18 protein-coding genes and 1 riboswitch are annotated in these 20,340 nt (G+C 39.2%); of the genes, 7 read left to right on the top strand and 11 right to left on the bottom strand.

All coding sequences use genetic code 11. From position 1 onward, the window contains the following. Nucleotides 1-2,607 carry a type I DNA topoisomerase gene (topA, locus tag HMPREF2732_RS06170; RefSeq protein WP_070592066.1) on the bottom strand — a complete coding sequence of 869 codons (2,607 nt, stop codon included), beginning with the start codon at nucleotides 2,605-2,607 and terminating at the stop codon, nucleotides 1-3. A 97-nt stretch (nucleotides 2,608-2,704) separates the two neighbouring features. Between topA and HMPREF2732_RS06165 the strand changes: the two genes are divergently transcribed. Next, a complete protein-coding gene (locus tag HMPREF2732_RS06165; RefSeq protein WP_070592063.1) occupies nucleotides 2,705-3,604 on the top strand; it encodes a LysR family transcriptional regulator in 900 nt (299 codons plus the stop codon). Nucleotides 3,605-3,633: 29 nt separating this feature from the next. Here HMPREF2732_RS06165 and rnm read toward each other — a convergent pair whose 3' ends face one another. The 3 genes from rnm to pepN form a co-directional block, all read right to left on the bottom strand. Further along, the gene (rnm, locus tag HMPREF2732_RS06160; RefSeq protein ID WP_070592061.1) at nucleotides 3,634-4,461 is read right to left on the bottom strand and encodes an RNase RNM; all 828 of its coding nucleotides are present in this window, start codon (nucleotides 4,459-4,461) and stop codon (nucleotides 3,634-3,636) included. Further along, nucleotides 4,462-5,481: a quinone-dependent dihydroorotate dehydrogenase gene (pyrD, locus tag HMPREF2732_RS06155; protein WP_070592059.1), complete on the bottom strand. Its 1,020-nt coding sequence runs from the start codon at nucleotides 5,479-5,481 to the stop codon at nucleotides 4,462-4,464. A gap of 69 nt (nucleotides 5,482-5,550) precedes the next feature. Further along, complete coding sequence (gene pepN / locus HMPREF2732_RS06150; protein ID WP_070592057.1) at nucleotides 5,551-8,160, bottom strand: aminopeptidase N; 2,610 nt, start codon at nucleotides 8,158-8,160, stop codon at nucleotides 5,551-5,553. 161 nt (nucleotides 8,161-8,321) lie between these two features. On the opposite strand from pepN, the gene purE reads away from it, so the two are divergent. From purE to HMPREF2732_RS06135, 3 genes are all read left to right on the top strand, one after another. Beyond that, the gene (purE, locus tag HMPREF2732_RS06145; protein ID WP_070592053.1) at nucleotides 8,322-8,816 is read left to right on the top strand and encodes a 5-(carboxyamino)imidazole ribonucleotide mutase; all 495 of its coding nucleotides are present in this window, start codon (nucleotides 8,322-8,324) and stop codon (nucleotides 8,814-8,816) included. Between the two features lie 71 nt (nucleotides 8,817-8,887). Further along, nucleotides 8,888-9,976, top strand: a complete 1,089-nt coding sequence (gene purK / locus HMPREF2732_RS06140; RefSeq protein ID WP_070592050.1) for a 5-(carboxyamino)imidazole ribonucleotide synthase — start codon at nucleotides 8,888-8,890, stop codon at nucleotides 9,974-9,976. A gap of 138 nt (nucleotides 9,977-10,114) precedes the next feature. Next, on the top strand, nucleotides 10,115-11,305 hold the full coding sequence (locus HMPREF2732_RS06135) for an amino acid aminotransferase (RefSeq protein WP_070592047.1): 1,191 nt from the start codon (nucleotides 10,115-10,117) through the stop codon (nucleotides 11,303-11,305). Between the two features lie 99 nt (nucleotides 11,306-11,404). On the opposite strand, the gene HMPREF2732_RS06130 is transcribed toward HMPREF2732_RS06135, so the two are convergent. The 6 genes from HMPREF2732_RS06130 to moaA form a co-directional block, all read right to left on the bottom strand. Beyond that, entirely contained in the window at nucleotides 11,405-12,073 is a 669-nt protein-coding gene (locus tag HMPREF2732_RS06130; protein WP_070592044.1) for a YadA family autotransporter adhesin, read from the bottom strand. Between the two features lie 26 nt (nucleotides 12,074-12,099). Beyond that, nucleotides 12,100-13,695: an ESPR-type extended signal peptide-containing protein gene (locus HMPREF2732_RS06125; protein WP_070592041.1), complete on the bottom strand. Its 1,596-nt coding sequence runs from the start codon at nucleotides 13,693-13,695 to the stop codon at nucleotides 12,100-12,102. Nucleotides 13,696-13,945: 250 nt separating this feature from the next. After that, nucleotides 13,946-14,398, bottom strand: a complete 453-nt coding sequence (gene moaE / locus HMPREF2732_RS06120; RefSeq protein ID WP_070592038.1) for a molybdopterin synthase catalytic subunit MoaE — start codon at nucleotides 14,396-14,398, stop codon at nucleotides 13,946-13,948. Next, nucleotides 14,399-14,644 (bottom strand): molybdopterin synthase sulfur carrier subunit, encoded by a 246-nt coding sequence (moaD, locus tag HMPREF2732_RS06115; RefSeq protein WP_070592036.1) that lies wholly within the window; start codon nucleotides 14,642-14,644, stop codon nucleotides 14,399-14,401. It lies immediately after the preceding gene. A gap of 1 nt (nucleotide 14,645) precedes the next feature. After that, a complete protein-coding gene (moaC, locus tag HMPREF2732_RS06110; protein ID WP_070592470.1) occupies nucleotides 14,646-15,128 on the bottom strand; it encodes a cyclic pyranopterin monophosphate synthase MoaC in 483 nt (160 codons plus the stop codon). 88 nt (nucleotides 15,129-15,216) lie between these two features. Then, nucleotides 15,217-16,230: a GTP 3',8-cyclase MoaA gene (gene moaA, locus HMPREF2732_RS06105; protein ID WP_070592469.1), complete on the bottom strand. Its 1,014-nt coding sequence runs from the start codon at nucleotides 16,228-16,230 to the stop codon at nucleotides 15,217-15,219. Next, nucleotides 16,219-16,360, bottom strand: a riboswitch (molybdenum cofactor riboswitch). It overlaps the preceding gene by 12 nt. Nucleotides 16,361-16,517: 157 nt before the next feature. On the opposite strand from moaA, the gene yvcK reads away from it, so the two are divergent. After that, nucleotides 16,518-17,462 (top strand): gluconeogenesis factor YvcK family protein, encoded by a 945-nt coding sequence (yvcK, locus tag HMPREF2732_RS06100; RefSeq protein WP_049365468.1) that lies wholly within the window; start codon nucleotides 16,518-16,520, stop codon nucleotides 17,460-17,462. 35 nt (nucleotides 17,463-17,497) lie between these two features. On the opposite strand, the gene thiI is transcribed toward yvcK, so the two are convergent. Beyond that, nucleotides 17,498-18,949 (bottom strand): tRNA uracil 4-sulfurtransferase ThiI, encoded by a 1,452-nt coding sequence (thiI, locus tag HMPREF2732_RS06095; protein WP_070592034.1) that lies wholly within the window; start codon nucleotides 18,947-18,949, stop codon nucleotides 17,498-17,500. Nucleotides 18,950-19,116: 167 nt separating this feature from the next. On the opposite strand from thiI, the gene xseB reads away from it, so the two are divergent. Then, the gene (xseB, locus tag HMPREF2732_RS06090) at nucleotides 19,117-19,359 is read left to right on the top strand and encodes an exodeoxyribonuclease VII small subunit (RefSeq protein WP_005696153.1); all 243 of its coding nucleotides are present in this window, start codon (nucleotides 19,117-19,119) and stop codon (nucleotides 19,357-19,359) included. Between the two features lie 3 nt (nucleotides 19,360-19,362). Further along, a complete protein-coding gene (gene ispA, locus HMPREF2732_RS06085; RefSeq protein WP_070592031.1) occupies nucleotides 19,363-20,256 on the top strand; it encodes a (2E,6E)-farnesyl diphosphate synthase in 894 nt (297 codons plus the stop codon). Nucleotides 20,257-20,340: the final 84 nt, after the last annotated feature.

Here is a 20,340-nt window from a genome sequence, read left to right as displayed (position 1 = left end):
CTATTTTTTCCGTTCTACCCATTTTCCATCAATATAATCCACAATCCATTTTGTGGCTTTACCATTCTTTTCAGAGGTAACATATTGATGTTTTTCTTTACGGCTGAAACGGATAATGGCTTCATTACCCTCAGGGTCTTTTTGCGGCGCATCGGCTAAATAACGTAATTTTTCTGGTAAACGATCACGATAAAGCGCTAATTCCGCCACTTTTGCTGGGCGAGTTTCACGTGATTTCGGGAAGTTATGTGCTGACATGAATACGCCACTTGCACCATCACGTAATACAAAATACGCATCAGATTTTTCACATTTCAATTCAGGGAAATGAACTGGCTCTTCTTTTGGCGGTGCAACCTCACCGTTTTTCAAAATCTTACGAGTGTTATCACAGCTGGTGCAGCCCATGTATTTACCAAAACGACCGAGTTTTAAGTGCATATCAGCACCACACTTGTCGCATTCTACAATCGGACCGTCATAGCCTTTAATTTTGAATTGGCCTTGTTCAACTAAATAACCATCACAATTTGGATTATTACCACAAATATGCAATTTACGATGTGGGTCAATAATGTAGCTGTCCATCGCGGTACCGCATATCGGGCAACGTTTACGCTCCATTAAGGCTTTGGTTTCAGAAGCCTCATCTAATACATTGAGTAATTCTGCTTCTGGAATGAGATTAATCGTGGTTTTACAACGCTCTTTCGGTGGTAAAGCATAACCAGAACAACCAAGGAATACACCGGTACTTGCTGTGCGAATCGCCATTTTTCGGCCACAAGTTGGACAATCAATATCGGTGAGTACAAGGCTATTCGGCTTCATTCCACCTTCTAATTCGTCCAATTCAGCCGTAGAAAGTTGGGTAGAGAAATCTTTGAAGAATTGATTTAACTCAGCCTTCCAATTTTTCTCACCGGACGCAATTTGATCTAGTACGTTTTCCATGTTGGCAGTGAAATCATAGCTCATCAAATCAGTAAAAGATTGATTTAAGCGATCTGTAACGATTTCGCCCATTTTCTCTGCGTAGAAACGGCGATTTTCAATGCGCACATAACCACGTTCTTGAATAGTCGAAATAATTGCCGCATAAGTGGAAGGGCGACCAATACCACGTTTCTCCAATTCTTTAACTAATGCTGCTTCGGTAAAACGAGCGGGCGGTTTGGTAAAGTGTTGGCTTGGTGAAACCGTTTTTAGTGCTAATGTTTCGTTCAAACTCACAGCCGGTAAAATTTGGTCTTCGGGATTTTTACCTAATTGTGGCAAGACTTTTGTCCAACCATCAAAACGTAAAATACGGCCTTTGGCTTTCAATTCATAATCGCCAGCCATTACGGTAACGGTTGTACTGTCATATTGTGCAGCCGGCATTTGGCAGGCTACAAATTGACGCCAGATTAAATCATACAAGCGCACCGCATCTTTATCCATGCCACTTAAATGATCTGCGAGCGTTTTTACATCAGAAGGACGAATCGCTTCGTGCGCTTCTTGTGCGTTTTCTTTGCTCGAGTAGAAATTCGGTTTAGCGGGCAAATAGTCTTTGCCAAAATGACTTTCAATATAAGAGCGAGCCATATTTAATGCATCTTGGCTCAAGTTGGTAGAGTCCGTACGCATATAAGTGATGTAACCGGCTTCATATAAACGTTGTGCCAACATCATAGTTTTCTTCACCCCAAAACCTAAACGCGTACTTGCAGTTTGTTGTAAGGTTGAAGTAATAAATGGTGCTCTTGGTTTAGAACCTGTTGGTTTTGTTTCTAAATCTGTGACAACGTAATGTGATTTGTTTAAGAAATCGACCGCACTTTGGGCTTCTTTTTCATTTTTAGGCTCAAATTTCTTGCCTTTATATTGCACAACATCCAAACGCAAGTCTTCTTTCTTTCTCGTTTGGGTCAGCGCTTCAATTTCCCAAAATTCTTCCGGTTGGAATGCTTTGATTTCACGTTCACGCTCTACCACCAATTTCACGGCAACAGATTGCACACGTCCGGCAGATAGTCCTCGTGCCACTTTTTTCCATAATAATGGCGACACCATGAAGCCTACCACGCGGTCTAAGAAACGACGGGTTTGCTGAGCATTAACCTGATCCATATTAATGTGTGCAGGATGCTGGAATGCTTTTTCTATCGCTTTCTTCGTAATCTCATTAAATACAACGCGACTAAAACGGCTATCATCACCGCCGATCACTTCGCGTAAATGCCACGCGATAGCCTCTCCTTCTCTATCCAAGTCGGTTGCGAGATAAATATGATCGGATTTTTTAGCAAGGGATTTTAACTCGGCTACCACTTTTTCTTTGCCTGGTAGAATTTGGTAATTGGCTTTCCAATCGTCATAGGGGTCAACCCCCATACGTTTCACTAAGGCCGCACGGTCTTTTTCTGCTTTAATTTTGTTTTTTTCTTCCGCACTTAATCCTTTAGTGGAAACTGGTTTAGCTTTCTCGCCTGTGCTACTCCCTGCTGTAGGCAAATCACAAATATGCCCTACGCTGGATTTCACCACATACTGGCTACCTAAATATTTATTGATGGTTTTCGCTTTGGCCGGCGACTCCACAATCACTAAAGATTTGCTCATTTGCTTACCTAAAATATAACTAGAATTCTGTAAAATTGGCGATATACTGCAAACTTACGCCGATAAAATCAAGCTTTTTTTCAAAAAGGATTTATAAATGGATAAACTCAATGCAATTTCGGTTTTCTGTAAAGTAATCGAAACGCAAAGTTTTACACAAGCCGCAAACCAACAGAATATTTCTGTGGCCATGGCGAGTAAACTAGTTTCACAATTAGAAGAACATTTAAAAACACGATTATTACAACGTACAACACGAAAAATTGTACCAACTGAAGCTGGTATGCTTTATTATCAACGTTGCCAAGCTATTTTATTAGATTTAAGCGAGGCTGATTCTAGCATTAGTAATATGGCGACAAGCTTACAAGGTAATTTATTAATCTCTGTGCCTCGTGATTTTGGCTTGCTTTATATATCGCCTAACTTGCCTAAATTTATTGAACTTCATCCCAATTTACACGTAGAAATTGAATTTGAAGATAAACGTGTCGATCTTGTTGCTGAGGGCTATGACTTAGCATTACGGATTGGCTATATGCAAGATAGCTCACTTGTTGCGCGTAAAATTAGTAGCTCCCCTATGCATTTTGTGGCTTCGCCAAGTTATTTAGAAGCACGAGGCACACCATTTACACCTGACGATTTAGAATATCACCAAGGTTTACTTTATAAATCATCGTTAAATCAAGTACATTGGCAATCAACAAAAGCCAATCAAATTCAACGGTATAAAATTCAATCTAAAGTGGTTTCCAATAATGGTATGGCATTGTTAGAAATGACAAAAGCGGGATTGGGCATCAGTAATGCACCGAGCTTCTTTGTCAAAGATGCGCTTGCTTCAGGTGAATTAGTTGAAATTTTATCTGAATATAAACAAAAACCTTTAGATATTTATGTGGTTTACCCAAATCGTCGTCATTTACCGGCAAAAGTTCGCGCATTTATTGAATTTCTCGCGAGCCTCGGTTTGTGTGAGAACAGTCAAATATAAAAAACAAGGGCGGATTTAACCGCCCTTTATTATTCAAATAATGTCCAAATCGGTTTTACCTCTTCAGGTAAAAATAAATTTTTTCCTAATTCAATCCACCCGCAAGGAAAATGAAAGTCTGACCCTAATGAGGCAGCTAAGTCATATTCATTGGCTAAACGCGCAAGATATTGACGTTGATCTTTGGTCTGTCCACTATCTGCGACTTCCATGCCATCACCGCCCCATTGTTTAAAATCAACAATTAATCGACGAATCCATTTTCCTGTCATGTTATAACGCATAGGATGAGCAATGATAGCAACACCACCTGCCGCATGAATCGTATCAATCGCCGTTGGAATATCCACCCATTCAGCTTTGACAAAACACGATTTGCCACCGCCTAGATAACGCTTAAAGGCTTGCCCATCATTTGAAACCTTTCCGATTTGTACCAAATAACGCGCATAATGGGCACGAGTCACTTCCCCATTGGCTAACGCTTTTGCGCCTTCATAGGCATTGGGAACGCCTGCTTTTTCTAATTTATGGCCAATTTCAACCGCTCTTTTTTCTCTCAATGATTTTTGTTCGGCTAAAAGTGTGGTCATTTTAGGATGTGTTTTATCAAAATTTAATCCAACAATATGGATGCCACGACCTTCCCAATTCGTTGAAATTTCCACGCCATTAATCAGCTCAATACCTAATTTATCTGCTTCAATTTTAGCCTCATCAATACCCATCACGGTGTCGTGATCACATAAAGCAAGCACATTGACACCTTGCTCATGAGCTCGTTGCACAAGCTCCGTAGGCGTTAAAACACCATCTGAGGCCGTACTATGGCAATGTAAATCATATTTTTTTGTCATTTATTTAATCGCTTTCACTAATTCTTTAACTAAGCTTGGACCGTGATAAATCAAACCCGAATAAACTTGTAACAATTCAGCACCTGCTGCAATCTTCTCTTGTGCATTTTGTACACCATCAATACCACCACTACCAATAATCGAAATTTGCCCTTTCAGCTCTTGATGCAATCTTCGAATAATTTCTGTACTTTTTTGCTGTAACGGTTTTCCACTTAAGCCACCTTGTTGTTCCGCATTTTTCAGACCTGTGACGTTGTCGCGAGAAATCGTCGTATTAGTCGCAATTACCCCGTCCATTTGATGACGAAGTAATGTATCTGCAATTTGAACGAGCTCAGCCTCAGATAAATCAGGTGCTATTTTTACTGCAATCGGTACATATTTATTATATTGCTCAGCTAATACTTTTTGACGTTGTTTCACACTTTGCAGTAAATCATCAAAGTAATCACCATACTGCAATTGGCGCAAATCCGGTGTGTTCGGTGATGAAATATTTACCGTAATATAATCGGCATAGTTATAGGCTTTGTTTAGGCAAAATAGGTAATCATCTTTCCCCTTCTCAAGCGGCGTGATTTTATTTTTGCCAATATTAATCCCAATTACGCCATCAAATTTTGCCTTTTTAACATTCTCGACTACGTAATCAATGCCATAATTATTGAATCCATTACGGTTAATAATCCCTTCCGCTTCCACTAAACGAAATTGACGAGGTTTCGCATTCCCCTCTTGTGCCAAAGGCGTAACCGTACCGACTTCAATAAAACCAAATCCCATTGCACCAAAGCCATCAATCGCTTCGGCATTTTTATCTGCGCCCGCTGCTAACCCAATAGGATTTTTAAACGTAATGCCCATCACTTGCTTAGGCGTACCTTGTGGACAAGCCAAAAGTTGCTTCAATAAAAATTGGCACGGTGATTTACCCGCTACGTGCAATGATTTAATCACTAAATCATGGGCGGTTTCAGGATCAAGGGAAAAGATGGCTTTACGGATCAAAGAATACATACTCGTTTATCTCTCAGGATAGTTCACTGTAAATGGAAAGTGCGGTCAAAATTAACCGCACTTTTTGTTTTATTGCAAGGCTTTTTCAATCTTCTCAAATAAATCTTTTGAGAGATCTTCAACTGCACTTAAACGTTCTAAGGCACGTTTCATTAGTGTTTGACGTTGTGCATCAAAACGTGAGAAACGAATTAATGGCTCAATTAAACGCGCAGCTACTTGTGGATTGCTTTCATTTAAACGAATTAAGACATCCGTTAAGAAGCGATAGCCAGAACCACTAATATGATGGAAAGCTTTTAAGTTGTGATTTGCAAAGCTACCCACTAATGAACGTAAACGGTTTGGATTGTTGAAGTTAAAGCTTGGGTGATCCATTAATGCTTGTACAATTTCCAATACGTTTTCATCTGGGAGGGTTGCTTGTAAGGCAAACCATTTATCCATGACTAAGCCATCATGTTGCCATTTTTGTTCAAAATCGGCCAACAAGGCATCACGACAAGGTAACGCCGCTTTGGTTGCCATATTTAATGCCGCTAAAGTATCCGTCATATTATTGGCATTATTGTAATGTTTTTGCACTACATTATTGCCTAAATTGGTATAAGCCAAATAACTTAAACAAAGATTACGCATTGCCCGTAAAGCAATATCTTCTTGAGTCACTTGATAATTTTCAAGACGAATATGTGTATAAATACGTAGCAAATCTTCTTTCAAGTATTCTGCGATTTGTACCAACATAAATTCTCTTGCAGCATAAATACCATCTGGATCAATCGTTTTGAAGTTTTCAGCAAACTCAATGTCTTTTGGCAAGGTCAGGATTAATGTGGCTAATTCGATATCCTGTTCGTAATTTTCCAATACATGGGCAAGTGCGGTCAAAACATCAGGTGAAATGTCAAAAGCTTCACCTTGTTGGAAATGTGCCACATTACGACGCAATTCTTGAGTAAACAGCATTTGTGCTGCATCCCAACGAGCAAATTGATTATCAGCGAATTTAAGTAAACCTAACAACTGCTCAGTGGTGTAATCATAATCGAGTTTCACCGGTGCAGAAAAATCACATAATAACGCTGGAATTGGGCGACCATAAATTCCATGGAATTCAAATACTTGGTCTTTTTCTGTTACATTTAACACATCGCTTAACAACTCACCGTTATGCTGTAACATTTGTTTCGTGCCTTTGGCATCATAAAGCGCAATTTTCAATGGAATATGTAAATTTACTTTTTCCATTTGATCCGCAGTTGGCGGCGTAGATTGCGAAACGGTTAAACGATAAGTATGGGTTTGTTCATCATAGGCATCGCTAATTAATAATTCTGGCGTACCCGATTGGCTATACCAACGACGGAATTGTGCTAAATCAACGTCATTCGCACGTTCCATTGCAGACACAAAATCTTCACAGGTTGCCGCTTTACCATCGTTTTCAGCAATATAAAGTTGCATCCCTTTTTGGAAACCTTGTTCACCTAATAAGGTGTGCAACATACGAATCACTTCAGCTCCTTTTTCATATACGGTCACTGTATAGAAGTTATTCATTTCAATGACTTTTTCAGGGCGAATTGGGTGTGACATTGGGCTTGCATCTTCGGCAAATTGCACCGTACGTAAGAATTTCACGTTATTAATACGATTGACTGCTCGAGAACCGGTGTCAGATGAAAACTCTTGATCACGGAAAACCGTTAAACCTTCTTTCAAACTTAACTGGAACCAATCACGACAAGTTACACGATTTCCTGTCCAGTTATGGAAATATTCGTGTGCAATCACGCTTTCAATGGCGAGATAATCATCATCAGTTGCCGTTTGTGGATTTGCCAACACAAATTTAGAGTTAAAAATATTCAACCCTTTATTTTCCATAGCCCCCATATTGAAGAAGTCCACAGCAACAATCATGTAAATATCTAAGTCGTATTCTAAATTGAAACGGTCTTCATCCCATTTCATGGATTTTTTCAGGCTTTCCATTGCCCACGAAGCGCGATCAAGATTGCCACGGTCAACATAAAGCTCTAAGGCTACTTCACGACCACTTTTTGTCGTAAAGGTATCTTGTAATAAATCAAAATCACCCGCCACTAAAGCGAATAAATAGCTTGGTTTCGGGAATGGGTCATTCCATTCAACCCAATGACGACCATCCTCTAATTCACCACTTGCAATGCGGTTACCATTAGAAAGCAAGTAAGGATATTTAGTCTTATCTGCGGTAATTTTGGTTGTATAGCGAGCCAATACATCAGGGCGATCAAGCATGTAAGTGATTTGACGGAAACCTTCTGCTTCACATTGTGTACAAATGCCCTCGCCAGATTGATAAAGCCCTTGTAAAGAGGTGTTTTGTGCAGGTTCTAGATTCGTCACAATTTCAAGTTCAAAATTGACCGCACTTTGATTGGTTAAATCTAACGTTAAACTTTCATGGTCTTGATGATAATGTTTAAAATCTTCGCCATTGAATTTAATGGAAGCAAATTGGAAGCCATGACCATCTAATCGTAGATGGGTTGCTTCATCATTTAAACGTTGGAAGGTTGTCTTTGCTGTAACAACGGTATGGCTAGGATCCAATTGAAAATCAAGGAAAATATCCGTAACTGTAAAATCAGGTTGTTTGTAATCTTTTCTATATTTCGCTTTAGCTAACATAATCGGCTCTATTTCTAAGAAAAAAACTCGTATTAGGATAAGATTTTATGACAAAACTTGCAATGGAATTTTCAGTTTTTACCATACAGCAAACGTTTGCTTAAAAGTGAACAAATATGCTATTCTACGCATCGTTTTTTATCAGATAAATTTTTAAAAATATGTCAAATACCGCACAAATTGCTATTGTTATGGGCTCAAAAAGCGATTGGGCAACCATGCAAGAAGCCACTCAAATTTTAGATGAACTCAATGTAGCATATCATGTTGAAGTCGTTTCCGCACATCGAACCCCCGACAAACTGTTTGAATTTGCCGAAAATGCACAAAAGAATGGTTACAAAGTGATTATTGCGGGTGCAGGTGGTGCAGCGCATTTACCCGGTATGATTGCAGCTAAAACGCTTGTGCCCGTATTGGGCGTCCCTGTTAAAAGCTCTATGTTAAGCGGTGTTGATAGTCTCTATTCTATCGTGCAAATGCCTAAAGGCATTCCTGTCGGTACGTTAGCGATTGGCCCTGCTGGTGCAGCTAATGCGGGATTACTCGCCGCACAAATTCTTGCAGGTTGGGATGATGCGTTATTTGCTCGCCTACAAGCATTCCGCGAAAATCAAACCAATATGGTATTGGATAATCCTGATCCACGTACATAAAACACCTTTAAATTTGACCGCACTTTTCAAAGTGCGGTTGTTTTTTTTAGCTAGATTTGATGAGAAATTTTATGCAAAACTCTACCCTATATCCTACTGTTTATGTGCTTGGTAATGGTCAACTCGGCAGAATGTTACGTTATGCAGGCGCCCCCTTAGATATTAACGTTCAACCGCTTGAGTTTAATGCGCCCGTATTTGATTTACCTAAAGATGCCATCATCACCGCAGAAATTGAACGTTGGGAAAAAACACCGTTAACCGAATTATTAGGTCATCATAAGAATTTTGTTAATCAGAATGTTTTTGGCTTATTGGCTGATCGCTTTACCCAAAAATCTTTACTAGATGAACTCAATCTCTCCACCTCGCCATGGTGTTTATTAAAAGATAAAACACAATGGTCTGAAGTATTTAAAAACGTGGGCGAAAAAGTCGTAGTGAAACGTCGCACCGGTGGTTATGACGGTCGTGGTCAATGGATTATCTCTGAAAATAATCAACGTGATATTACGGACGATTTATTCGGTGAAGTTATCGCAGAAAAATTCATTCCTTTTGATTATGAAGTGTCTATTGTAGGCGCAAGATTTAAAAATGGTGAAAAACGTTTCTATCCAGTGACACATAACCTACAGCAAAATGGCATTTTACGTTACAGTGTGACAGATATTTCATTCCCTCAACAACAAAGCCAACAAACTCAGGCTGAATCTATGCTCGGAAAAATCATGGACAAACTTGAATATGTGGGTGTAATGGCGATGGAATGCTTTGTAGTAGGAAATAAATTATTAATTAATGAACTTGCCCCTCGTGTGCATAACAGTGGACATTGGACGCAACTCGGCTGTGCCATTAGTCAATTTGAATTGCATCTACGTGCTTTATTAGATTTACCTACACCATCATTACAGCCCATTGCACCAAGTGTCATGGTCAATTTGATTGGTACAGAACATAATCCACAATGGTTGAACACACCGTTCTCCCAGTTACATTGGTATGGTAAGGAAGTTCGCCCAGGTAGAAAATTAGGTCATATCAATATTACGCATCCTGATAAAACAATCATTATTCAACAGCTTGAAAAACTTCGTCACGAACTCCCTGAAGACTATCAATCTGGTTTAAATTGGGCGATTGAGAAATTAAAATAATCGAAAAAACAACCGCACTTTTTAATGAATATCTAAAAACATCAAAGTGCGGTTGATTTTTATCAGGTTCTTCTTGATAAAATCTATCGGCTGAAGTATAAAATTACTTATCTCACAACACATACATAAGGAAAAGCTATGTTTGAACATATCAAAGCGGCTCCGGCCGATCCTATCTTAGGCTTAGGCGAAGCATTCAAATCTGAAACGCGTGAAAATAAAATCAACTTAGGTATTGGCGTTTATAAAGATGCACAAGGTACAACGCCAATTATGCGTGCGGTAAAAGAAGCCGAAAAACGCTTATTTGATAACGAAAAAACGAAAAACTATCTCACTATCGATGGTATTGCCGATTATAACGAACGCACAAAAGAACTCCTTTTCGGTAAAGATTCAGAAGTCATTAAAGCGAATCGTGCAAGAACGGTACAAAGTTTAGGCGGTACAGGTGCATTACGCATTGCGGCAGAATTTATCAAACGCCAAACCAAAGCTCAAAATGTGTGGATTAGTACGCCAACATGGCCAAACCACAATGCCATTTTCAATGCAGTGGGCATGACCATTCGTGAATATCGTTACTATGATGCTGAACGCAAAGCCCTTGACTGGGAACATTTACTTGAAGATTTAAGCCAAGCAAGCGAAGGCGATGTCGTGCTTTTACACGGTTGCTGCCATAATCCAACTGGTATTGACCCAACTCCTGAACAATGGCAAGAATTAGCCGCACTTTCAGCAAAAAATGGCTGGTTACCACTCTTTGACTTTGCTTATCAAGGTTTAGCCAATGGCTTAGACCAAGATGCTTACGGTTTACGTGCTTTTGCGGCAAATCATAAAGAATTATTAGTGGCGAGTTCATTCTCTAAAAACTTTGGTTTATACAATGAGCGCGTAGGTGCCTTTACCCTTGTGGCTGAAAATGCAGAAATTGCTTCAACGGCATTAACACAGGTGAAATCAATTATTCGTACTCTCTACTCTAACCCTGCATCTCACGGCGGGGCGACCGTAGCAACGGTGTTAAATGATCCACAACTTCGTCAAGAATGGGAAAATGAATTAACTGAAATGCGTGAACGTATCAAAAAAATGCGTCATTTATTCGTTCAGTTATTAAAAGAATATGGTGCAGAACAAGATTTCAGCTTTATCATGGAACAAAATGGTATGTTCTCTTTCAGCGGCTTATCACCTGAACAAGTTGATCGCTTAAAAGAAGAATTTGCGATTTACGCTGTTCGTTCTGGTCGTATAAATGTGGCTGGTATCACAGAAGACAATATTCGTTATTTATGTGAAAGCATCGTTAAAGTGCTTTAATCAATAAAAATAAAAAGTGCGGTTAAATTTGACCGCACTTTTTTCATCTCAAGATACCAAAAGAAAAGGCAGATTTTACTCTGCCTTTTTATCAAATAATTACCATTGGTAACCGATGCTTCCACCCCAGTTCACATCACTGCGGGAATTGATACTTGCACCAACTTTAATCGAAACTTTGTTGTTATCAGAATTTCGACCATAACCAACTGCTAATGCATTTTCATTGCGATAACCACCAACACCAACAGAAACTAAGCTTTTACCCGCTTCATTTGGACGTTGTAAGAAAGAAATCGCTGTCGCACCTGCGATACCTGCACGTAAACGACGATCTACGTGATCAATTTTATTGTCTAAACGATTGATGTTGTTATTAATATTTTTCACTGCATTATCAACATAACGTTTATTTACTGCATCAGTTGGGTCTTTAGGATCTGCCACATTCACAATACGATTGTTGTGAACATCCAATCCACCATGTGCATGGATTGTACCACCAACGTTAAGATCACCCGTTGTTGTGACATTGGTAAATGTTGGCGTATCCGATACCGCAACGCTTAACACTTTTCCTTTTTTGTGGGTTAATTTAATATTTTTACCCGCATCAAGTGTTAACTTATCCATTTTTGTTGCTGTAGATTGAACCGTTTCTTCTGTTACTTCATTTACAACAGTACCTTCAGATGCACTTGCTGTCACGTTGAATCCACGACCCGCCGCATTTTTAATTTCATCTTTAGTTTTTTGTGAAAGATCCACTTTATAGTTGGTTACTGTAGTTACAGTTACACCGTCTTTCCAGTAACTTTGGTTGGTTCGCCCACTGTTACAGTAATTGCATCTGAGCCTGCGTCAACTGATGCTGAAGTGTCTTTTGCATTCACTTTAATTTCTGCTGCATTCTCACCATCTTTTACAACAACTTCGGTATTTTCACCATTCACAAAATTTACTTTGCCATGGGTATTAATACGTGATGTTTCTGTACCATTGTCTTGAATATTAAAGCCTGCATTATAATAAGCTTGATATAACTGGCTACCATTTACTGCGTCGGTTGATTCAGCTGTAATTCGACCTGCACCTACATTTTGGATTTGGCGAACAAGTTTTCCATCACCGACAGATACTGCACCTTTTTGAGTTGAAGAAGTACCATTGTAGTTAACTGTTGTGCCTGCCGCATTATCGTCAAAAGAAGATAAAGCTTTTGCTGTCGGATCAAAATCATTAGCTGCACTGCTTGAATAAGAACCTAATGTCACAGAGTTTTCATGAGTACCTTTTGCTTGAGTACCAATCACTACCGCACTAACCCCAGAGACGTTACTAGATGTACCAAGAGCAATAGCATTAACAGCAGAGGAATTACTATCTTTACCAACCGCAACGGCATTCATTGATGAAGCATTAGCATTAGAGCCAGATGACAATGCATCACTACCCGAAGCTCTTGCTTTAGCACCTATAGCTATTGAGCTTCCACCAGTAGCTTCTGCGCCGTTACCTAATGCCGAAGCTTGAATAGCACTTGCTTTAGCACCATTACCTACAGCGGTCGAAACTACCCCACTTGCACTTGCTAGAGTGCCTAAAGCTGTTGCACTTTGAGCACCAGCATAAGAACGACGTCCCAATGCTGTTGATTCTCGCCCTTCAGTTACTGCTGCTGAACCCACAGCAATAGAATTATCTGCTCTAGCCGATGCGCCTACACCTAATGCTGTTGCGCCCCATGCTGAAGCTGATGCACTATCTCCCAATGCGGATGCACTTTTTGCAAGAGCTTTCGAGTTTCGACCAACAGCGGTTGCTAGAGCACCTGTTGCATTTGCTGTTGCACCAAAGGCTGAAGCCCCTTCACCATCAGCATAAGATGCCACCCCTACAGCAGTTTGGCTATTTCCACCCGCTTTCTCATTAGAAGTTTTAGCCATTAAGCCAATAGCAATTGCGTTTGCACCTTTACCACTATAGGCTCTATTACCAATCGTCACGCCATATTGAGAATTACCATCAGCTTTATCACCTAAAGTTACTGACCAACGTCCTGTATTTGTAGTATTACCACCAATTACTACGCTCTCAGTTATTTCAGATTTAGCTTTATTACCTAAAACAACAGAATTTCCTGTTGTACCAGTTCCACCAAGAGCGCTCGCACCAATACCACCAACGATATTTCCCTGATCATTTGATACCACATTGGTTTCAGCCATTGCGGTTGTGCTTACACCCGCTAAAACTGCAGCTCCAATAATTACATTTAATGCTTTACGTTTGTCTATTTGAGATGATTTACCCACAGATTTGCTTAGTTCTGAAACAGCAATCCAGCATTGGTTTACTGTATTCCAAATAATTTTAAAAACATGATTCATAATTAATTTCCTATTGTATATGGTTATATTCAAGTACAAATAACCCTGAACAACACTGTACAAGTATAATACAATATTTATTACAATGAATACTGAATTTACATTATTTTACATATCATTTAATAAAACAGTATTTCTCATTGAAAAATAAAGAAATTTACAAATCATCACATAATATACCAAAATGCAGTTACACTTTTTTACAGGAATAAAAAATGGCCATAAAAATGACCATGTTTTTTATATTGAATTACCACTTCTCTAACGCTTCTTTATCGCTCTCTCTTGCTTCAATCCAACGTTCGCCTTGATTGGTTTGTTCTTTTTTCCAGAACGGGGCTTTGGATTTTAAGAAGTCCATAATAAATTCATTAGCATGGTAAGCATCACCTCGGTGAGCAGAACTAATTCCAACCAAAACAATTTCATCGCCAGTATGTAAAAGCCCCACGCGATGAATTACAGACACTCGCTGGATATCCCAGCGCGCTTTCGCCTGTTCTACAATTTCACGCAAGGCTTTTTCTGTCATGGCGGGATAATGTTCTAAGTATAAGCTGGATACCTCATCACCTAAATTAAGATCACGTACTTTACCCACAAAAATAACCGTTGCGCCAACCGAATGTTGCTTAGAAAGCCATTGGTAAACGGCATTTTGATCGAAGGGCTGTTCTTGTACTGAAATTTGAATATCCGTCATTTAGCCCCCTGTTACCGGTGGGAAAAATGCAATTTCATCCCCATTTTTGACCGCACTTTCTAATGGCATTAAAGTTTGATTAATGGCAACTAAAAGCTTCCCTTTTTCTAACGCTAACGCCCATCTATCGCCTTTTTGAGCAAGATGATCACGTACCGCTTCTGCTGTCGCAAAATCATCTTCTAGTTGAATAGAATCTACACCAATTAATTCTCGAGTTTGAGCAAAAAATAAAACATTTAACATCTTATTTTTCCTCCGCAATAAAATGACCAGATTTTCCACCACGCTTTTCTAACAGGCGAACATGCTCAATCACCATGTCTTTTTGTACGGCTTTACACATATCGTAAATGGTTAAAGCTGCCACACTTGCAGCAGTTAATGCTTCCATTTCTACGCCGGTTTTTCCGGTTAATTTGCAAAGAGATTGAATGCGAACTTGGTTAGTTTCAAGTAACGGTTCTAAATTCACTTCTACTTTAGAAAGTAACAATGGATGGCAAAGTGGGATAAGTTCCCAAGTACGTTTTGCCGCTTGAATACCTGCAATACGTGCTGTAGCAAATACATCGCCTTTGTGATGTTTGCCTTCCACGATCATGGAAAGGGTTTCTTTTGACATGGTCACAATGGCTTCAGCACGAGCTTCACGAACGGTCTCTGCTTTTGCAGAAACATCCACCATATTGGCTTCGCCTTGAGAATTGATATGCGTAAATGTAGTCATAATAAAATAAAGTGCGGTTAAAATATTGAATGTTTTACATGTGTGATGAAAGCAAAATAAGTAAATAATAAAAGTCACCTATTTTCTTTTAGCCACCGATAGAAGCTAAATGATTTCTTACGCCACTATCACCGATATGCAAATAATGATGTTCACGTTTGCCTTGCAATGCAGAAAAAATACGTGCTTGCAAAATATCTTGCTGTTCATGGGATTGCAATAAATCACGTAATTCAATGCCTTCTTCGCCGAATAAACAGAGATGAAGTTTGCCCTTCGCTGATACTCTGAGACGATTACAGCTTGCACAGAAATTCTTCTCATAAGGCATAATTAAGCCAATTTCGCCTGCATAATCAGGATGTGTGAATACTTTTGCAGGACCATCAGTATGGGATTTGTGTTGTAATTGCCAACCGTTTTGCAGCAATTTATCCGCTAATACTAGCCCTGAAAGATGGTGTTTTTTAAAGAAACTATCCATTTCACCGGTTTGCATCAGCTCGATAAAACGCATTTGAATTGGGCGATCTTTCACCCAAGCAAGAAATTGGTCAAACTCTTTGTCATTCAAGTTTTTCATCAAAACAGAATTAACTTTGACTTTGTTATAACCTACTTCAAATGCACGATCGATACCACGCATTATGTCATCAAACTTATTGATGCCGGTGATCTGATGGAACATTTTTGGATCAAGACTATCCACACTCACATTAACAGAGGTAATCCCTGCTTTTTTCCAATCAGCGACATCTTTTGCCATACGGTAGCCGTTAGTCGTAACGGCTAATTGACGAATGCCATCAATGTTCGCAATGCTTTCTGCAATTGAAATAAAATCTTTGCGTAACGTAGGCTCGCCGCCGGTTAAACGGATTTTTTCAGTGCCCATTTCAGCAAAGGCTTGAGCTAGGCGTGTAATTTCTTTTAATGTTAAGAAACTTGGCTTGTTAGCTTCGGGTTGATAGCCATCCGGCAAACAATAAGTACAACGAAAATTACACTGGTCGGTAATCGACAGTCGTAGATAGTAATATTGACGTTGGAAAGGATCGACCAAGCGAGACTCTCCCACGTTTTTAATAGGAATGGATTGCATTTTACACCTTTCTAAATATGGAGAGGATAAACCGTTTCCAGCGTATCCCTGAATAACATACCGCGTTATTGGCTTGCCGCCGTATTTCTTGTGAAACTTAGGCTAAACAAGCTCGGAGTTATGCGTTAAAAATAAATTGTGTCTGTATTGTAATAAAAGCAAGCGGTTAATAGCAATAATTTGATAGAATAACCTCACTATATTGATAAAAATAATAGAATTAACTTATATAACAGAATATATAACATTGTTTCTTATAATAATTTATAGGTAAAAAAGGAAGAAAAATGTCTGATTTATCTCGTCACAGCCGTCATGAACATTTAGACGAAATCAAACATATTGTTGCCATTGGTGGTGGTCATGGATTAGGGCGTGTATTATCGGCGCTTAGTTTTATGAAAGAGCGTTTAACCGGTATTGTCACCACCACAGATAACGGCGGTTCAACGGGTCGAATCCGTCAAGAACAAGGTGGTATTGCATGGGGAGATCTGCGCAATTGCCTAAATCAAATCATCATCGAGCCAAGTACGGCCTCTGCATTATTTGAATACCGCTTTACTGGCGAAGGTGAACTTTCTGGGCATAATTTAGGCAATTTAATGCTCAAAGCCTTAGAGGATATGCATATTCGCCCTATTGAAGCCATCAACTTGATTCGTGAATTACTCAAAGTAAAATCTCACATTATTCCCATGTCAGAAGAACCGGTTCATCTTGCCGCGAGTTTAGGTTCAGGCTCCAGTATTGTCGGTGAAGTGAGCATTGATAATTTAACAGAATTACCCCAATCACTTTTCTTAGTGCCTATGGTTAAAGCCGCACAAGAAGCCATCCAAGCATTGGATCAAGCGGAAGTCATTTTACTTGGTCCAGGAAGTTTCATGACGAGCATTATGCCGCCATTATTGCTACCAGAATTAGCGACTGCCCTGCGTAATAGCAAAGCGAAAGTGATTTTTATTGATAATTTGGGAATAGAAATTGGCGCGGCCTCTCATCTTTCACTGGCTGATCGAATTCAGAAAATTCATGAAATTGTTGGCGAACCCATTATTGATGGTGTCATTACACCTTATCGCGAACAAAGTGTGGTCGATTTGTCTGCCATTTCTTCCGTTAAAACCTTAGCTAAACGCTTGAATGCAGATGATATCAGTTATCGTCATGATCGGACATTACTTGCCAAAGCTATTGATGAATTAGTGGGTGAATTAGATTATGAATAAAAAAAACCGCACGTTAAAGTGCGGTCATTTTTGGCTTACTTTTTCCCAAAAACTCTCACATTCGTGAAACCATTTTCTTTTAAATAAAGCGCTTGCAATTTACTCATCACGCCTCGTTCACAATAAAGCACATAATTTTTACTTTGATCTAATGAGCCGAATTGTGAAGATAATTTATAAAACGGCAATTGCATCACTTGATGATCATCTGATTCAAATGGATTTTCATCTGTCTCTTCTGGGCTACGAATATCTAAAATAATATCGTTTTTACCAAGTACTGAAATGGTATCTACTTCTACCACTTCTTTCTCTGTTTCTTCTGCAATCTGACGAATATCTAAATATTGTGCATTTTCAACCGCACTTTCCAACACGCCAAAATCAAAGTGATTTTCTTCTTCAAGAATTTTTTCACGTACCGCTTTAATCGTTGGATTTTTAGAAATCACTCCACAGAATTCCGGCATGGATTTAGCAATATCATCTGTGCCGATCTCTTTCGCCATCGCGATAATCTGTTCTTTATCATGAGTAATGAGTGGACGTAATACTAACGCATCAGATGCTTCATCAATTAAACGTAAATTGGTTAAAGTTTGGCTTGAAACTTGTCCGAGTGCTTCGCCGGTAACAATGGCTTGAATATCAAAACGTTGTGCAACTTTACTTGCAGCGCGCACCATCATTCGTTTTAACACGACGCCCATTTGGCCGTTATCGACTTTCTCTAAAATCTCGCCCACTACGCCTTCAAAAGGAATGGCAATAAAGCGGACTTTATGAGATGAGCTATAGCGATTCCAAATATGGTAAGCCATTTGTTTCACGCCAATTTCATGGGCTGCGCCACCTAAATTGAAGAAACAATAATGCACACGTGAACCACGGCGAATAAGCATATAACTAGATACGCCTGAGTCAAAGCCACCTGAAATCAATGAAAGCACATCTTCTTGTGTCCCAATTGGATAACCACCAAGGCCTACATGACGAGCTCTCACCAGCATCATTTTGTCATCTTCAATATCAATACGAACAGTCACATCAGGATTTTTTAAGCGTACTTTTGCGCTTTCAATATGCTGATTTAAACCACCACCGATGTAACGTTCAGCTTCAATGGAACTGAAATCATGTTTCCCTTTGCGTTTTACACGTACACAAAAGGTTTTGTTTTCAAGTTGAGCTGCAACATCCGCTAAGGTTAACTCAAAGATATGATGTAAATCGGTAAACGGTTTTTCTTCCACTTCTAAAAAATGATGAATACCTGGAATGCGTTGTAAAAGCGCAATTAACTCTTCACGATTGGCTTCATTTTTTGAGCGCACTTCGATGTAATCCCAATGACGAACAACCGCTGTTTCTTCATCATATTTCTGTAAAATATTGCGGATATTAGAGGTCAAAATTTTTGCGAAACGCTTACGCACGGTTTCGCTTTTAATCATAATTTCAGGAAAAAGTTTAACGATAAATTTCATAATAATCTGTGAATAATAAAAAATGGCCGTATTGTACGCTAAATTCCAGATCCCACAAAGTTCAAATTCTCACGAAAAACTGACCGCACTTTGAAATAAGTTTTTAACATCCCTATAAAAATCAAGTACAATACGGAGCAATTTATTCATCTGAAAAGGATAATTTAATGGCGCGTAAACCAGCAAATGCTGAACCTGATTTTGAAACAACACTTGCACAATTAGAAACCATTGTGACAAAACTTGAAAGCGGTGAATTACCATTGGAAGATGCGCTGAAAGAATTTGAAAACGGCATTAAACTGGCTCAACTTGGTCAAGAACGCTTGCAACAAGCCGAACAACGTATTCAAATTTTGTTACAAAAAAGCGAAACCGCCCCATTAAGTGATTATCAAGGGGACGAGTAATTCATGAGTTATCAATTCGGCACTGAACTCAAACAAGTTCAAGATCGCATTAATCAGTTTTTAGCCAATCAATTTGAAGAAATTGACTCTTATAATGCCCCTTTGCGTGATGCTATGAAATATGGCTTATTGTTAGGTGGCAAACGCGTTCGTCCTTTCCTTGTCTATGCAATGGGTAAAATGCTAGGTGCAGAAATGACTGCTTTAGATTACGCGGCTGCAGCCATTGAATCTATTCACGCTTATTCTTTAATCCATGATGATTTGCCTGCAATGGATAACGATGAACTTCGTCGTGGTCAACCAACTTGTCATATTGCTTTTGATGAAGCGACGGCCATTTTAGCTGGCGATGCATTACAAACTTTTGCCTTTGAAATTCTTACTGAAACCCCTTCTCTTTCTGCAGAACAAAAATTGCAATTAGTGAAAGTATTGGCTCAAGCATCTGGCGTACAAGGCATGTGTTTAGGGCAAAGTTTAGATTTAATTTCTGAGCATAAACAAGTTAATTTAGACGAATTAGAGCTTATTCATCGCAACAAAACGGGGGCTTTGCTAACAGCCGCATTAAAACTGGGTTTTATCTGTTCTCCTCACTTTGAAAACAAAGAATTAGAGCAACAACTAGAACGTTATTCACAAGCTATTGGTTTAGCTTTCCAAGTGCAAGATGATATTTTAGATATTGAAGGCGACAGTGCTGAAATCGGCAAACCAGTGGGTTCTGATTTAGGTTTAGATAAAAGCACTTATCCAAAGCTGTTAGGATTAGAGGGCGCGAAACAAAAAGCGCAAGAACTCTATCAAACTGCCTTACATGAATTAGACAATTTACCTTTTGATACCACTGCATTGCGTGCATTAGCTGAATTTATTGTCAATCGTAAAAGTTAATGGTGACAGCACTGACTTTAATTTCTCAAAGTGCGGTCACTTTTTTCACATTTTAGGACTAACGAATATATGAACAACTATCCT

The organism is Haemophilus sp. HMSC061E01 (assembly GCF_001810345.1).
Lineage (GTDB): Bacteria > Pseudomonadota > Gammaproteobacteria > Enterobacterales > Pasteurellaceae > Haemophilus_D.
The sequence above is the reverse complement of the archived record's forward strand: the minus strand, read 5'-3'. Positions and strand labels throughout refer to the sequence as shown.

Coding starts and splice junctions, on each gene's coding strand:
- pepN (WP_070592057.1), bottom strand. CDS start 8,160: ATGTTAGCTAAAGCGAAATATAGAAAAGATTACAAACAACCTGATTTT.
- moaE (WP_070592038.1), bottom strand. CDS start 14,398: ATGACGGATATTCAAATTTCAGTACAAGAACAGCCCTTCGATCAAAAT.
- HMPREF2732_RS06125 (WP_070592041.1), bottom strand. CDS start 13,695: ATGAATCATGTTTTTAAAATTATTTGGAATACAGTAAACCAATGCTGG.
- yvcK (WP_049365468.1), top strand. CDS start 16,518: ATGTCTGATTTATCTCGTCACAGCCGTCATGAACATTTAGACGAAATC.
- pyrD (WP_070592059.1), bottom strand. CDS start 5,481: ATGTATTCTTTGATCCGTAAAGCCATCTTTTCCCTTGATCCTGAAACC.
- moaC (WP_070592470.1), bottom strand. CDS start 15,128: ATGACTACATTTACGCATATCAATTCTCAAGGCGAAGCCAATATGGTG.
- purK (WP_070592050.1), top strand. CDS start 8,888: ATGCAAAACTCTACCCTATATCCTACTGTTTATGTGCTTGGTAATGGT.
- thiI (WP_070592034.1), bottom strand. CDS start 18,949: ATGAAATTTATCGTTAAACTTTTTCCTGAAATTATGATTAAAAGCGAA.
- ispA (WP_070592031.1), top strand. CDS start 19,363: ATGAGTTATCAATTCGGCACTGAACTCAAACAAGTTCAAGATCGCATT.
- HMPREF2732_RS06165 (WP_070592063.1), top strand. CDS start 2,705: ATGGATAAACTCAATGCAATTTCGGTTTTCTGTAAAGTAATCGAAACG.
- HMPREF2732_RS06135 (WP_070592047.1), top strand. CDS start 10,115: ATGTTTGAACATATCAAAGCGGCTCCGGCCGATCCTATCTTAGGCTTA.
- topA (WP_070592066.1), bottom strand. CDS start 2,607: ATGAGCAAATCTTTAGTGATTGTGGAGTCGCCGGCCAAAGCGAAAACC.
- xseB (WP_005696153.1), top strand. CDS start 19,117: ATGGCGCGTAAACCAGCAAATGCTGAACCTGATTTTGAAACAACACTT.
- moaD (WP_070592036.1), bottom strand. CDS start 14,644: ATGTTAAATGTTTTATTTTTTGCTCAAACTCGAGAATTAATTGGTGTA.
- moaA (WP_070592469.1), bottom strand. CDS start 16,230: ATGCAATCCATTCCTATTAAAAACGTGGGAGAGTCTCGCTTGGTCGAT.
- purE (WP_070592053.1), top strand. CDS start 8,322: ATGTCAAATACCGCACAAATTGCTATTGTTATGGGCTCAAAAAGCGAT.
- rnm (WP_070592061.1), bottom strand. CDS start 4,461: ATGACAAAAAAATATGATTTACATTGCCATAGTACGGCCTCAGATGGT.